Annotated in this window: 15 protein-coding genes; 1 reads left to right on the forward strand and 14 read right to left on the reverse strand. The window is 60.4% G+C overall.

Features of this window, described 5'->3' with window-relative positions; genetic code table 11:
- Window positions 1-152 precede the first annotated feature (152 nt).
- From ACKUUJ_RS08740 to ACKUUJ_RS08750, 3 genes are all read right to left on the reverse strand, one after another.
- Window positions 153-1,553 carry a phosphoglucomutase/phosphomannomutase family protein gene (locus ACKUUJ_RS08740; RefSeq protein ID WP_390399160.1) on the reverse strand — a complete coding sequence of 467 codons (1,401 nt, stop codon included), beginning with the start codon at window positions 1,551-1,553 and terminating at the stop codon, window positions 153-155.
- 175 nt (window positions 1,554-1,728) lie between these two features.
- Complete coding sequence (locus ACKUUJ_RS08745) at window positions 1,729-2,622, reverse strand: homocysteine S-methyltransferase family protein (RefSeq protein ID WP_373204965.1); 894 nt, start codon at window positions 2,620-2,622, stop codon at window positions 1,729-1,731.
- A gap of 10 nt (window positions 2,623-2,632) precedes the next feature.
- A complete protein-coding gene (locus tag ACKUUJ_RS08750) occupies window positions 2,633-3,055 on the reverse strand; it encodes a metal-dependent transcriptional regulator (protein ID WP_118081609.1) in 423 nt (140 codons plus the stop codon).
- Between the two features lie 120 nt (window positions 3,056-3,175).
- On the opposite strand from ACKUUJ_RS08750, the gene pepT reads away from it, so the two are divergent.
- A complete protein-coding gene (gene pepT / locus ACKUUJ_RS08755; RefSeq protein WP_409065315.1) occupies window positions 3,176-4,423 on the forward strand; it encodes a peptidase T in 1,248 nt (415 codons plus the stop codon).
- 252 nt (window positions 4,424-4,675) lie between these two features.
- Here the strand turns inward: pepT and ACKUUJ_RS08760 are convergent, their stop codons facing one another.
- The 11 genes from ACKUUJ_RS08760 to ACKUUJ_RS08810 form a co-directional block, all read right to left on the reverse strand.
- Window positions 4,676-5,902: an LCP family protein gene (locus tag ACKUUJ_RS08760; RefSeq protein WP_390399166.1), complete on the reverse strand. Its 1,227-nt coding sequence runs from the start codon at window positions 5,900-5,902 to the stop codon at window positions 4,676-4,678.
- Between the two features lie 12 nt (window positions 5,903-5,914).
- On the reverse strand, window positions 5,915-7,198 hold the full coding sequence (gene murA / locus ACKUUJ_RS08765; protein ID WP_271743179.1) for a UDP-N-acetylglucosamine 1-carboxyvinyltransferase: 1,284 nt from the start codon (window positions 7,196-7,198) through the stop codon (window positions 5,915-5,917).
- 88 nt (window positions 7,199-7,286) lie between these two features.
- Complete coding sequence (gene atpC / locus ACKUUJ_RS08770; RefSeq protein WP_055286336.1) at window positions 7,287-7,679, reverse strand: ATP synthase F1 subunit epsilon; 393 nt, start codon at window positions 7,677-7,679, stop codon at window positions 7,287-7,289.
- Between the two features lie 3 nt (window positions 7,680-7,682).
- Complete coding sequence (atpD, locus tag ACKUUJ_RS08775; protein ID WP_118081617.1) at window positions 7,683-9,137, reverse strand: F0F1 ATP synthase subunit beta; 1,455 nt, start codon at window positions 9,135-9,137, stop codon at window positions 7,683-7,685.
- Window positions 9,137-10,045: an ATP synthase F1 subunit gamma gene (gene atpG, locus ACKUUJ_RS08780; protein ID WP_195363616.1), complete on the reverse strand. Its 909-nt coding sequence runs from the start codon at window positions 10,043-10,045 to the stop codon at window positions 9,137-9,139. The genes atpD and atpG overlap by 1 nt, the downstream gene beginning before the upstream one ends.
- Window positions 10,046-10,050: 5 nt before the next feature.
- The gene (atpA, locus tag ACKUUJ_RS08785) at window positions 10,051-11,649 is read right to left on the reverse strand and encodes a F0F1 ATP synthase subunit alpha (protein WP_195919133.1); all 1,599 of its coding nucleotides are present in this window, start codon (window positions 11,647-11,649) and stop codon (window positions 10,051-10,053) included.
- On the reverse strand, window positions 11,649-12,125 hold the full coding sequence (locus tag ACKUUJ_RS08790) for a FoF1 ATP synthase subunit delta (RefSeq protein WP_099432315.1): 477 nt from the start codon (window positions 12,123-12,125) through the stop codon (window positions 11,649-11,651). The genes atpA and ACKUUJ_RS08790 overlap by 1 nt, the downstream gene beginning before the upstream one ends.
- A complete protein-coding gene (gene atpF, locus ACKUUJ_RS08795) occupies window positions 12,115-12,717 on the reverse strand; it encodes a F0F1 ATP synthase subunit B (RefSeq protein ID WP_118081621.1) in 603 nt (200 codons plus the stop codon). The genes ACKUUJ_RS08790 and atpF overlap by 11 nt, the downstream gene beginning before the upstream one ends.
- Window positions 12,718-12,732: 15 nt before the next feature.
- Window positions 12,733-12,927 carry an ATP synthase subunit C gene (locus ACKUUJ_RS08800; protein WP_022094262.1) on the reverse strand — a complete coding sequence of 65 codons (195 nt, stop codon included), beginning with the start codon at window positions 12,925-12,927 and terminating at the stop codon, window positions 12,733-12,735.
- A gap of 124 nt (window positions 12,928-13,051) precedes the next feature.
- Window positions 13,052-13,855: a F0F1 ATP synthase subunit A gene (gene atpB, locus ACKUUJ_RS08805; protein ID WP_195363618.1), complete on the reverse strand. Its 804-nt coding sequence runs from the start codon at window positions 13,853-13,855 to the stop codon at window positions 13,052-13,054.
- A gap of 3 nt (window positions 13,856-13,858) precedes the next feature.
- On the reverse strand, window positions 13,859-14,170 hold the full coding sequence (locus ACKUUJ_RS08810) for a hypothetical protein (protein WP_117770551.1): 312 nt from the start codon (window positions 14,168-14,170) through the stop codon (window positions 13,859-13,861).
- Window position 14,171 lies beyond the last annotated feature (1 nt).

The following is a 14,171-nucleotide window of genomic DNA, read 5'->3' on the forward strand; positions in this document are numbered from 1 at the left end:
GCGCGGCAAGGAGATATATTGCCAGACCGGAGGGGCCCCGGGGGCGGGAATCTGGGCGCACACATTTCCTACACAACTGTGCCCTCAACTGACGCTTGCCAGTTGATAGCTACCGCTCGCCGAGCACATCTTTATATAGAGTGGCCCCTTGGCTAGAGCCGATATGCGCCCCTGGCCAAAGCGCAGCCGGCATCTAGCAGTTCATCGCGCTCCTCCACCGAAAAGCCCTCGGCGTACACGCGCACCACCGGTTCGGTCCCGCTGGGACGGATCAGCAGCCAGGTGTCATCCTCAAATGCCAGACGTAAGCCGTCCATATGGCTTACGCTCTGCGGCGCCTTGCCGCATATCGACTTGGGATTCACGCCGGGAAGCAGCGTGCGCAACGTCTCGGCATCCTCGGCCTCAAGGCGCAAATCTCGACGTCCGTAACTCGTCTTGCCAAAGCTCGCCTCGAGCTGATCGATAAGCACGCCCAAGGGCGCGCCGGTCTTGGCCATGAGCTCGCACAAAATCAGGCAGGCAAGGATGCCGTCGCGCTCGGGCATGTGCGCGGCGATACCGATACCACCGGCCTCTTCACCGCCCACGAGAACGCCGCCCTTCTTCATCTCGGCGGCTATATATTTAAAACCGACGGGCTTGATGACCACGCGGCAACCGAGCGCCTCGGCAATGCGACGCACAAGCGTGGAGCATGAAAGGTTGACGACGACGCGTCCCTTTAGATTGCGATACTGGACCAAATCGCCCAAAACGAGCGCCATGATCTGATGTGGATGTATATATCTGCCGCGCTCATCAACCGCGCCGATACGATCGGCGTCGCCATCAGTCACCAGACCGGCGCACGCCCCGTCTTCGACAACTGCGCGCTCACAAGCATCCACCCACGGCTCGACCGGGTCGGGGCAGATATCTCCCCTATCGGTCGTCTCGTCGGCGTGAATCTCATGGACTTCGACGCCAAGCTCTCGAAGCAAGTCGGCAAGATATCCCTGCGCAGCTCCGCCCATGGGGTCAACCACCACACGCATATGCGCGGCGCGAATGGCATCCGCGTCGACAAACGATGCCACCGCTCGCATATAGTCGGGAATGATATCTGCCGTGCGGTATTGCCCCTCAAGCCCCAGCGGCTCGGCGGCCATCGTCTCCTCGAGCTCTTCGATGACATCCTGGTTGGCCGTCGAGCCATCACCCATCCGCAGCTTGAGGCATAGATAGCCCTGCGGATGATGTGAGCCCGTCACCATAAGCGCGCCGCATGCCTCGCCGTCATACGCAGCCGCCCACGTAAGAGCGGGAGTCGGCACCGGTCGAGACACGAGCACGGCATCGAGCCCGTGGGCGGCAATCACGCCCGCCGCGAGCTCGGCGAACTCGCGCGCTTGCGGCCGAGTATCAAATCCTACATATACCGTTTTACCGGGATTCGTCTTTTGCCATAGCCTGCCGATAGCATCAGTGACACGAGCGACGTTGTTGATAGTAAAGTCTCCGTCGACGCGAGCTCGCCAACCGTCAGTTCCAAAGTGAATTATCGCGCACACGCGCAGACACCTCGCAGTGTTTGGATCATGGTACGCATGAGGTATACCCGCAACGGGCATCCGGCAAGCCGCCGGCACGCTCGTTCACCGTTTAGGCAAAAGCGTCGAGGTGCGCACCGCCAACAAAAAAACCGCCCCAGCGGGGGCGGTGATTCGATACTCCCATTTTCGGGTTCTATATATTGAGCGCATCTGCCATAGCGGCTGTCGTAACCGCCGTGGTTCCGCAGCAGCTGCCTACCATTGCGGCGCCCGCCCGCTTCCACTCGACGCATGCGCGAGCGAAGGCTTCGGGGTCCTCATGCCACACGGGACCATCCTGTGTCTGAACCGGATTTCCCGCGTTGGGACGCACCGTGACGGGAGTAGTCGCCGATGCAACCATCCTGGGCACCGCCGCGTTCGCGGCCGCAAGCGAACAGCAATTAACACCAACCGAGTTTGCGCCGTGTTTTTCGGCGTACAAAACGGCTGCCTCGATGTTGAGGCCATCGCCCAACAGGTCGCCTTTATCGTCAACGACAAAACTCACCAGGACAGGCATACCGTCGGCGGCATCTCGGGCGCCGGCAAGCATGGGCTGCAAATTACGGATAGACGTCACCGTCTCGATCAGCAGACCGTCAACACCAGCATTGAGCAAGGCGTGCGCTTGTTCGCGCGCAATGCCTCGGATTTCACGATACTCGGCAGAGTCCTCGGCAAACCACTCAATACAAATCGGGCCCATCGAGCCCAGCAGCAGCTGTGGGTGCGCCTGGCGAGCATCGTCGACGGCCCCGCGATTGACCTCCGCCACGGACGGCGCAATCTGGTCGTGCTTGAGGGCATAGCTTGATGCCTGAAAGGTGTTGGTAATGAGCACCTGCGCGCCGGCGGCGACATACAAGCGATGGATACGAGAAACGGTCTGCGGCTCTGCCAGATTCCAAAACGCCGGTGGAATGTCGGCGGCATCGTACTCACTCAACAGAACACTGCCCATGGGGCCCTGCGCCAACAAGGTCTCGCTCGACAAGCGGCGCGTAAGTTCCTCGGCACCAAAGCGGTTGTAATAACTCGTATCCATATATATCCCGCTATTCCTCGACGCTGATTCCCTGCTTTTCGAGATAGGCGAGCCAGCGGTTCATCGTGTCCTCGGATAGAGCATGCTCCATCATGCAGGCCTCGGAATCGGCTCGCTCAAATTCGACACCGAGCTCCTGAACCAAAAACGTGCGGACCAGACGATGGCGATACCAGATAGCCGAGCCGACCTCGCGCCCACGGTCAGTCAGGATAACTTTGCCGTAGTGAGACTGTTCGACAAGTTCAGATGCCTTGAGAGCCGAAACCGCCTTGTTGACCGATGCCTTCGAGACGCCAAGGCGCTGTGCGATATCGACCGACCGCACGCCGCCGGTCTCCCCATCTTCACTTTCGATGCGAACCATGCACTCCAAGTAGTCTTCGTTCGCCACCGTTAGGTGTAGCTCGCGCGAGCTATTTGTCGTATCCATGAACATCCGTCCCTTCTGCACTCAATGGCTGATTCTACCCCATCCAAGCGTCGCGGTATGCCGCGGCATACCGTGCTAGAGTTCTTGTTGCACACGACGACCAAGATTGGAGCGATCTTTATGGAAAACACCACCACGGACCCCGACGTCCTCGAGCGTTTTTTGCGCTATGTCCAGATCAACACGCAGTCCGAGGATGCCAACTGCGACCAGGTGCCGTCGAGCACCGTACAGTTTGACCTTGCCAACGTGCTTGCCGAAGAACTGCGCGAGCTGGGTGCAACCGATGCCCATGTAACCGAAAACGCCTATGTCTGCGCGCACATTCCCGCTAGCGCCGGCTCCGAGAATAAGCCCGCCCTGGGCCTGATCGCGCACCTCGATACCACCGAGGTCGCGCCGATCGCCGGCGTAGCGCCGCACATCGTGCACTACGAGGGCGGCGATCTGGTTTGCGGCATCGTCGACGGCAAGCCCGTGTCCATGAGCACCGCCAAACTTCCTGCCCTCAACAACCTGGTGGGTGAGGACCTTGTCTGCACCGACGGAACCACGCTGCTGGGCGCCGACGACAAGGCGGGTGTCGCCGAAATCATGGCGCTTGTCGCACGCATCGCGCAGGATCCCTCCCTGCCCCATCCCGCGCTCGGCATTTGCTTCTGCCCGGACGAGGAAATCGGTCACGGTGCCGAGCTGTTGGATATCGAGGCCTTCGGCTGCAAGTACGCTTACACGGTCGACGGCGGTCCGGTTGGCGAGCTTGAGTGGGAGTGCTTCAACGCCGCCGAGGCAACCGTTCGCTTTGAGGGCCAGTCCATTCACCCCGGCGACGCCAAGGGGCGCATGGTCAACGCGGGCAACCTGTTCTGCGACTTCAACGCCCTGCTCCCCTACGAGCAGCGCCCGGAATACACCGAGGGCTACGAGGGCTTCTATCACCTTGAGGGCGTCTCGGCAACGGTCGACCATGCCACGGCGCGCTATATCGTCCGTGATCACGATGCCGCCAAGTTCCAGCAGAAACTCGAGCTGATGAATGCCGCCGCCGCACTGCTCAACCAGCGACTGGGCGAGGAGCGCGTAACGGTCGAGATTAAGCAGCAGTATCGAAATATGGCCGAGATCGTTCGTGACTATCCCGAGCTTATTGATGTTGCCAAGGAAGCCTACCTTGCCTGCGGCGTTGAGCCCCAAGTACTGCCGATTCGCGGCGGCACCGACGGCGCACAGCTGTCGTTCCGCGGCCTGCCCTGCCCCAACCTCTCGACAGGCGGCTACTGTTACCACGGCGTCAACGAGTTTGTCCCGGTCAGCTCGCTCGTCAAGATGACCGACGTCCTGCAGGAGCTCGTCGCCCGTTTCGCATAAGACTGGCTGCATAAGCCCAAAAGACGAATCGCCCCGTCCTCAACAGAGAACGGGGCGATTTTTGGTGCAAGAAAAGTAGTCGGCATCGCAGGTTGAGCCAACGTCAGCGAGCGACGTCCAAGGCGAACAAGTTGGCATGAAAAAGGCAGGGCATTGACCTTCTGGTCATGCCCTGCCTTTTGAATGACAAATTGTCGCCTTGGGCGGCGCGCAGCGTCGAGCCGTTACGCGGGCTGGTAAGCCCGCGTAACTCTAATAGTTGGCTTCGTAGCCGTTGCCGTCACCGGTGGGCTCTTCGTAGTAATCGGAGCCGTCGCTCGAATCGTCGGAATCGTCCGAGCCACCCGACGAGGTCGCGGTGCCATATGCGTAGTCCTCGGACGTATTGTTGTTGAGGTCACCGATCGTGGAGCTGGAGCCGTCTGAAAGGCCCATGGTGTTGGGGCCCTTGGGATCCTCACCAGCGTCGACGCGGGCCATCATTTCCTTAAGCTCGTCTTCGTAAACAAAGACATAGCTCACGCCGTCGATCATAGTGCTGTCGTCGGCGTACGAGGGCAGGTTGGCCGAGTAGATGCCCTCGACATCCATGCCGCGCATGGCGTTGACCGTGGACACGATATCCTGAACGCTCATATCGGTTACGAGCATATCGGACAGCGAATTAACCAGGCCAAAGATCTTCGTGGCATCGAAGTTATTGAGAATCTGGTTGGCAAGGGCGCCAAGCACCTGACGCTGATGGCGCATGCGCGTGTAATCGCCGTCGGCATAGGTGTAGCGGCAGCGGGCATAGGTAAGGGCAGTAGCGCCGTCCATATGCTGCTGACCAGCGGTAATCTTAATATCCAGGTGCTCGGGATCGTCGACGTCGTCGGTCGCGTTGATGTCGATACCGCCAACCGAATCAATAAGCGACTGCATGCCGTCAAAGCTGACCTCGGCATAGTGAGAAATCTGCACGCCGCACAGCTCGTTGACCGCCTGGACCATGGCCTCGGCGCCGCCAACGGTGTGGCAGGCGTTAATCTTCATGGTCTCGCCCTTGTACACGACCTTGGTGTCGCGCGGAACGGAAATGAGCGTCGCCTGCTTTTGCGTGGGGTCGATGCGTGCCAGGATAATCGAGTCGGCACGATACGTATCTTCGCCCGGACGACCGTCGGTACCAAGAAGCAACACGTAGAACGGATCTTTTGCCTCATCGGTATCGACCAGAATCTGGCGCAGGTTGTTGGTAATGACATTGGAGTCACCAAGCTTGCCCATGATAGTGGCAAACCACAGACCTGCAGCGGTCGTGGCGCTCAGCAACACACCGAGCACGGCGATGAGCGCGACACGGCGAACCGTGCGGCCGCGACGGCGCTGACGGGCGCGCTCGGAATAGCGTGCGACATTGTCGCGACTGTAGATCTTGGCCTGCGCACCAGTCGAGGGTCTTCGGGTGTTATCCGCTAGGGGCTTCTTGTTAAACATAGGCAACCTGCATTAGTAGATGACGGGATCGGGAACGGTGGCATGTTCGACATGCGCGCCAAGCGCCTGCAGCTTTTCGACAAACTGCTCGTAGCCACGTTTGATGTGATGGATGGCCGAGACCTCGGTAACGCCATCGGCGATAAGACCGGCAACCACAAGAGCCGCACCGCCACGCAGGTCGGGTGAGGTGACCTGTGCGCCCGAGAAGCCCTTGACGCCGTGAATCATGGCGTGATGGCTCTCGATACGAATATCGGCACCCATACGCACGAGCTCGGAGGCGAACATGAAGCGGTTCTCGAAGATGTTCTCGGTAATTACGGAGCTTCCGTCGGCAAGGGCCGAAAGCACCATGATCTGCGCCTGCATGTCGGTCGGGAAACCCGGGAACGGAAGCGTCTGGATATCGACCGGCCTGATGCGCTCGACGCGATTGACGTGGACGCCGTTCTCGATACGCTCGCACTCGATGCCCATAAGTTCCATCTTTTTGAGCACCATTCCCAGGTGGATGGGGCAGAAGCCCGTAACATCGACGCCGCGCTCATCGGCCATGAGGGCGCCGGCGACGATAAAGGTACCGGCCTCGATACGGTCTCCCACCACGCAATGGGTAACGGGATGCAGCTCCTCCACGCCCTCGATGGTCACGACGGGCGTGCCTGCGCCGACGATCTTGGCACCCATCTCGTTGAGCATGTTGGCAAGGTCGACGATCTCGGGCTCGCGGGCAGCGTTGTCGATAACCGTGGTGCCCTGTGCGCGCACGGCAGCCATGATGAGGTTCTCGGTGGCGCCCACGCTCGCGAATTCGAGCGTGACGGTGGTGCCGTGCAGACCCTGGGGAGCACTGGCGTTGATGTAGCCGTGGGCGGTGTCGAACTCGACGCCCAGAGCCTCGAGACCCAAGATATGCATATCGATCTTGCGAGCACCCAGGTTGCAGCCGCCCGGCATGGCGATCTTGGCGCGATGGAAACGACCCAGCAGGGGGCCCATGACGGCGGTGGAAGCACGCATCTTAGCGACGAGCTCGTAGGGGGCCTCCCAAGAATCGACCTGGGAGGTATCGATCTCGAGCGTGTGCTCGTCGAGAACATCGATCGTAGCGCCCATGCCCTTGAGCACCTTGCCCATCACGTGGACATCGGAAATATCGGGCACGTTCCGCAGCGTCGTCTTGCCCGGCGCCAGAAGCGTTGCCGCCATAAGTTTGAGCGCGGAGTTCTTAGCACCCGAAACAGGCACGGAACCTCCGATGGCGTGGCCACCCTCAACGCGGATAATATCCAAGGTCTACCCTTTCAAAAAGCATGCCCGGGGTGGCTGGGCCATCCCGGGCATGATGTGTTCGCAAATGGTCGAACGCTAAAACGTTTGACTATTGGGCAAGCTTGAGCTTACACCATGCGATTTCATTATAGAGGTAGGCGCGGCGTGCATCATCCTCCGACAAATTACCCAGCTTCTCTTCAAAACCTTGAATATCAGCTTTAACCTTGTCGGCGTCGACGGTCGCCAAATCGCAAGCGCGCTCGGCGAGGACGGTCACGACATCTTCCGCAACCTGGGCATAGCCGCCGGCCACGGCAAACGTGTGGTCGACAGTGCCCATGGCCTTATCGGAAACGCGAACGTAACCGCGGTCGATCGTGCAGATTTCGCTGGAGTGAGCAGGTAAAACGCCAAACTCGCCATCCGTAGACGGAATCGACACAAACGCAGCGTCACCCTCATAGGCGAGGCTCACGGGGCACACGATGCGGATACGCATAACCTACTTCTCCTCCATCTTGCGGGCGCGCTCACGCACGTCCTCAATCGTGGAGGCATAGCGGAATGCCTGCTCGGGCAGGTCATCGGCCTTGCCGTCGACAATCTCGGCGAAGGAGCGGACGGTATCCTCGACACGAACGTAGACGCCGGGGTTGCCTGTGAACTTCTCGGCGACATGGAAGGACTGCGAGAGGAACTGCTGAATCTTACGGGCACGGTTGACCGTAAGGCGCTGCTCCTCGGACAGCTCGTCCATACCCAGAATGGCAATGATGTCCTGAAGGTCGGAGTACTCCTGCAGGAGCTCCTGGACCTTGACGGCGACACGGTAGTGCTCCTCGCCGACGATCGAGGGATCGAGAGCGTCCGAAGAAGACGCGAGCGGGTCGATAGCCGGGAACAGGCCGAGCGACGAGATACTACGCGAAAGAACCGTGGTGGCGTCGAGGTGCGTAAACGTCGTGGCAGGCGCCGGGTCGGTCAGGTCGTCTGCAGGGACGTAGACGGCCTGGACGGAGGTAATGGAACCCGTCTTAGTCGAGGTAATGCGCTCCTGGAGGTCGCCCATCTCGGTAGCCAGCGTAGGCTGGTAACCGACGGCGGACGGCATACGACCCAGCAGTGCGGAAACCTCGGAACCGGCCTGGGAGAAGCGGAAGATGTTGTCGATGAACAGCAGAACGTCCTGGCCACGATCGCGGAAATACTCAGCAGTGGTAAGGCCGGCCAGACCGATGCGCAGACGCGCTCCGGGCGGCTCGTTCATCTGACCATAGACCAAGCAGGTCTTGTCGATAACGCCAGACTCGCTCATCTCGAGATAAAGGTCGGTACCCTCACGGGTACGCTCGCCGACGCCGGTGAACACCGAAGTGCCGCCATGCTCCTGGGCGAGGTTGTTGATGAGCTCCTGAATCAGAACGGTCTTGCCGACGCCGGCGCCGCCGAACAGGCCTGTCTTGCCGCCACGGATGTAGGGCTCAAGCAGGTCGACGGCCTTGATGCCGGTCTCGAAGATCTCGGTCTTGGTGGTGAGCTCGTCAAAACGAGGTGCCGCATGGTGGATGGGATAGAACTCCTCCACCTCGGGCATAGGCTTGCCGTCGACGGGCTTGCCCATGACGTTCCAAATGCGGCCGAGTGTCTTGGGGCCAACGGGCATCTTCATGGGCTCACCGGTATCGGTGGCAATGAGACCACGCTGCAGACCGTCGGTCGAGGACATGGCGACCGTGCGGACGACGCCGCCCGGAAGCTGGCTCTCAACCTCGAGGATCGTGCTCAGGTGACCGATCGGGGTCTCGGCCTCGACCGTGAGCGCGTTGTAGATCGGGGGCACCGCACCGTCAAACTTGACGTCGACGACAGGGCCGATGATTCGCACGATGCGACCATCACCGGCAGTCGTCTTCTTGGTGGCTTCCTCGACCGCAAGCTTTACGGTGTTATTAGCCATTACTGTTCCTCCAATGCTGAGGCTCCGCCGACGATCTCGTTAATCTCGGTCGTGATCGAAGCCTGGCGCACGCGACTATACGTGCGGGTAAGGGTCGAGATGATCGCGGTGGCGTTTTCCGTCGCGGAGTGCATGGCCTTGCGGCGTGCACCCTGCTCAGCAGCCGCCGAATCGATCAGGGCCTGGTAGATGACCGTCAGGATATAAGACGGCACAAGCTTGCCGAGAACATGCTCGGGAGAGGGCACGAACTCGAACGTGGACGAGATGCGCTTAGGGGCGTCGGTCTCGTTCTTACGCGGACCGTGGGCCATAGCGATCATCTCGGGGTCGAGCGGCAACAGATGCTCGACGCGAAGCTCCTGATCCACGCGGTTCTTAGCGTGGTGGTAGACAAGCTCGACACGGTCAAGCTCACCGACACGATACGCATCGCAGATATGAGAGGAGATCATGCGGGCCTGATTGAAATCGGGCTCGGAGGAATTGCCCTCAAAGTGCATGACGACGTTTGCACGGTCGCGGAAATACGTGGCCGGCTTGCGCCCACACGCGATGATCTCGCACTCGATGCCGTCGTTCGCCCAAGAAGCGGCGAGCTTTTCGGCCGTGCGCTCCACCGTCGTATTGAAACCGCCGGCAAGGCCGCGGTCCGAGGCAATAACGACAATCAGGCCATGCTTGACGCTCTCATGCTTCTGCAGCATGGGATCGGTGCCCGAGCAGGAGGCGTCACCGGCGACCGTCAACATGACGTCGGTCAGCGCCTCCTTATAAGGCTCGGCCTGCTTGGAGCGATCGAGGGCACGACGGATCTTGGCCGTAGAGACCATCTCCATCGTGCGCGTGATCTGCTTGGTCGTGGTAACCGAGGAGATTCGCTTCTTAATGTCGCGAAGGTTGGCCATAGGGCTTAGTTCTCCTCTGATCCAGTCGTATCGGCATGGTGCTTGGCCATGAACTGCTGCTTGAAGTCACCGATAACGCGCAGAAGCTCAGCCTTGGTGTCATCGTCGATCTTCTTGGCGCGAACCTTGTCGAGCAGCGAGCCAAAGCCGTTGTCCAGGTACTCGATAAGCTCAGCGCGGAAAGGCAGCACGTCGGCGATCTCCAGGTCGTCCAGGAAGCCCTCGTTGCCTGCAAACAGAACTGCAATCTGCTCGCCAACCTCAAACGGCTTGTAGCGCGGCTGCTTAAGGAGCTCAGTCATGCGAGCGCCGTGGGTAAGCTGCTTTTGCGTGGCCTCGTCGAGGTCGGAGCCGAACTGCGTAAAGCCGGCGAGCTCCTGGTACGAAGCGAGGTCCAGACGAAGGTTGCCGGCAACCTGCTTCATGGCCTTGGTCTGAGCGTCGCCACCGACGCGGGACACGGAGATGCCCACGTCGACTGCCGGGCGCTGACCCTGGAAGAAGAGCTCGGACTGCAGGTAGATCTGACCATCGGTAATGGAAATGACGTTGGTCGGAATGTAGGCCGAGACGTCGCCGTCCTGGGTCTCGATGATCGGCAGAGCCGTCATGGAGCCGTAACCGTTCTTCTTGGACATCTTGACGGCACGCTCGAGCAGACGAGAGTGCAGGTAGAAGATGTCGCCAGGATAGGCCTCGCGTCCGGGCGGACGATGCAGCGTCAGCGACATCTGACGGTAGGCCACAGCCTGCTTGGACAGGTCGTCGTAGATGACGAGCACGTGGCCGCCGGGGTTGGTCTCGCTGGCGGGCTTGCCGTCCTCGCCGTTGTACATGAAGAACTCGCCGATAGCGGCACCGGCCATAGGCGCGATGTACTGCATAGGGGCGGAATCGGCAGCGGTGGCCGAAACGATAATGGTGTAGTCGAGCGCACCGTGCTGAGCGAGGGTCTCGCGGATGTTGGCAACCGTGGAAGCCTTCTGGCCGATGGCGACATAGATGCAGACCATGCCCTTGCCGCGCTGATTGAGGATAGCGTCGATGGCAATGGCGGTCTTACCGGTCTTACGGTCGCCGATGATAAGCTCGCGCTGGCCGCGGCCGATAGGCACCATGGAGTCGATGGCGAGCAGACCGGTCTGAACCGGCTCGCACACCGGGGTACGGTCGATGACGCCGGGGGCCTTGAACTCGATAGGGCGGCGGTGCGTGGCGACAATGTCACCCAAACCGTCGATGGGCTGGCCGAGCGGATTGACGACGCGGCCGAGCATGGCACGGCTCACGGGGATATCCATAATGCGGCCAGTGGTGCGGCACTCGTCGCCTTCCTTGATGGAGTCGACGGCACCAAACAGAACGGCGCCGACCTCGTCACGGTCAAGGTTCTGGGCAAGGCCGAAGACGGTCTCACCGGTATCGGAGCTCTTGAACTCCAGAAGCTCGCCTGCCATGGCGCTCTTGAGGCCGGTGACGCGCGCGATGCCGTCGCCTACCTCGTCGACCGTTGAAACCTCATGCGTATCGACCGTCGCGGAGAGGCTCGTGAGCTGCTCCTGCAGTTTCTTGGCGATATCCTGGGCATTGAGGGTTTCGGACATTAGGCTTCACCTCCGTACGAATTAGCAGAGTTTGCGAGGGTCTCCTGCGCGACGCGCAGCTGCGTCTTGACGGAAATGTCACGACGCTCGCCGCGGGCCTCGAGCACCAGGCCGCCCACGATAGACGGGTCGACCTGCTCGATAAGGAATACCTTGCGACCGAAGTCCTGCTCGCATTTCTTAGTGATGGTTTGACGCAGCTCGTCGTCGAGCGGGATCGCCGTGGTGACGGTCACGCCCACTACATCCTCGTCTTCCTCGGCAACATACTTAAAGGCAGCTGCCACCTTGGGAAGAAGGTCGAGCTGGTCGCGCTTGGACATGGTGTCGAGCACGGCGATGATCTCGGGGCTGGCAGAAGCCAGGCGCTCGATCATCTCGAGGTCCTCGAACACATGGTTCTCGGCCTTAGCGGCTTCCAGAAGGGAGCGCGCGTATGTCTCGAGCACCTTGTCCTGATAGCGGCTAGTCGGCATTCAGGCTACCTGCTTCCTGGATGTAGCGCTCGATGAGCTTCTTCTGCCCGGCCTCGTCCTCGAGTGCCTCGCCCACGATCTTGGTGGCGACGGCAACGGACAGGTCGGCGATGGAGCTCGCGGCACCGGCGTAGATGGACTTGCGCTCGTCCTCGACGGTCGTATGGGCCTTGGCGATGATCTCCTCGGCCTCCTTGTGAGCAGCCTCGATGATACGGGCGCGCTCGGACTCGGCGTCCTTACGGGCCTCGAGAACGATGTCGGCAGCCTGACGACGGGCGTCGGTGACGATCGAGTCGGACTCGGCGCGCTTGGCGATAGCCTCCTGCTTGGTCTTCTCGGCCTCGTCGAGGCTCTCCTCGATCTTCTTGCCGCGCTCCTCCATGGTTTTCATGATGCCCGGCAGGGCGACCTTGGCCAGCACGATCCAGATGATCAGGAAGGCGATAAGCGCCGGGATGAACTCCGCCATCTTAGGGATGAGGATGTCCGCACCGGCGGCGCCGTCCTCGGCGAACGCGGAAACCGGCATGAGCAGCGCGGCCGCGGACGCGGAGAGTGCGATCGCGCTCTTCTGGGATGAAAGATTCATACTTGACGCTCCGTGCTATTTAACGATCAGCGCGACAACGAAGCCGATCAGAGCCAGAGCCTCGCCGAAGGCGGAGCCCATGATGAAGACGGTGAACACGCGGCCCTGGACCTCAGGCTGACGGGCCATAGCACCCGTAGCACCCAGAGCAGACAGGCCGATAGCAAGACCAGCGCCGATAACACCGAGACCGTAACCGATAACTCCCACGATTCCTCCTTTGTCGTGCGTGTCTTATTTCACGCAGGATAACCTTTTTATAACTGCCGGGCTCCATGGGTACGGGCACCGGCGGTTTAACGAATTGCCTTACCTTTAAGGCGCGAACGGAAGACTACTCCTCCTCCGCAACCTCCTCTGCCTCGGAGACATACACGGCGGTAAGGACCGTGAAGACGTAAGCCTGGATGGCGCCGACCACAAGCTCGATCGTATAAATCAGGATGAGGATGGCAAGCCAGGCCAGCGAAGGCAGGGCGCCGACGGCGTGGGCCGCGGAAACCTGCTGAAGCAGCGGCTGCATGAACATGCTCGCCATGATGGCGAACGAGCCCATGACCACGTGTCCTGCGAACATGTTGCAGAACAGACGGACGGCGAGCGTGATGAGGCGCAGGAAGGTCGAGAAAAGCTCGACGACCCACACAAGCACGTTCATCGGGAAGCTCACGCCCTGCGGGGCGAGGCTCTTGATGTAGCCGATCACGCCGTGAGCCTTGCATCCGTAGTAGATGAAGTACACGAAGGCGAAGATGGCGAGCGCGGCGGTGGAGCCGATTGCGCCGGTGCCGGGCTTCATTCCCGGGATCAGGCCGATCATGTTGTTGATCAGGATGAACAGGAAAAGCGAGCACAGGAACGGGAAGTGCTTCTTCCAGTTCTCACCCACGACGCCCTTGCCGATATCGTTCTCGACGTACTCGATGATGTACTCGAAACCGTTGACGAAGAAGCCCTTGGGGACCAGGGTCTGCTTCTTCTTGAACACGGCCAGGACGATCAGGAGCACGATCGTGGAGACGATCAGCCAAAACGAGTACTGCGTGATGCCGCAGCTCAGATCGCCCACGACAGGGGTGGAGCTGAACTCGCTGACCAGATGATTAATCTCATCAGGCAGCTTTTCAAAAATTTCCACGACTTACCTTTCGACCTCATGAGGATCTCGCAGCGCCTTGGCGACGCGAACCGTGCAGGCGGCCATAAAGGCCACAAAGCCGATCGCCTCGCCCAAGAGGAACATGCGGAACGCCTCTCCGAACAACGCGAACACGACCAGGGTAAAGACGAGCAGCGCGATCGCCGAGACCGCCAGGCTCACCATGCCCTTGAGCATGTCCGCATTCTGCTTATCGTCAAGAACCGGCTTGAGCGTAAAGACAAAGGGAAGAAAGGCGACCGCGCCCGCGATGGCGCCTGCAACGATAGCGAGCAGATCGGCTATCTGAAACACT

The organism is Collinsella sp. wc0583 (assembly GCF_046116915.1).
Taxonomy (GTDB): Bacteria; Actinomycetota; Coriobacteriia; order Coriobacteriales; family Coriobacteriaceae; genus Collinsella.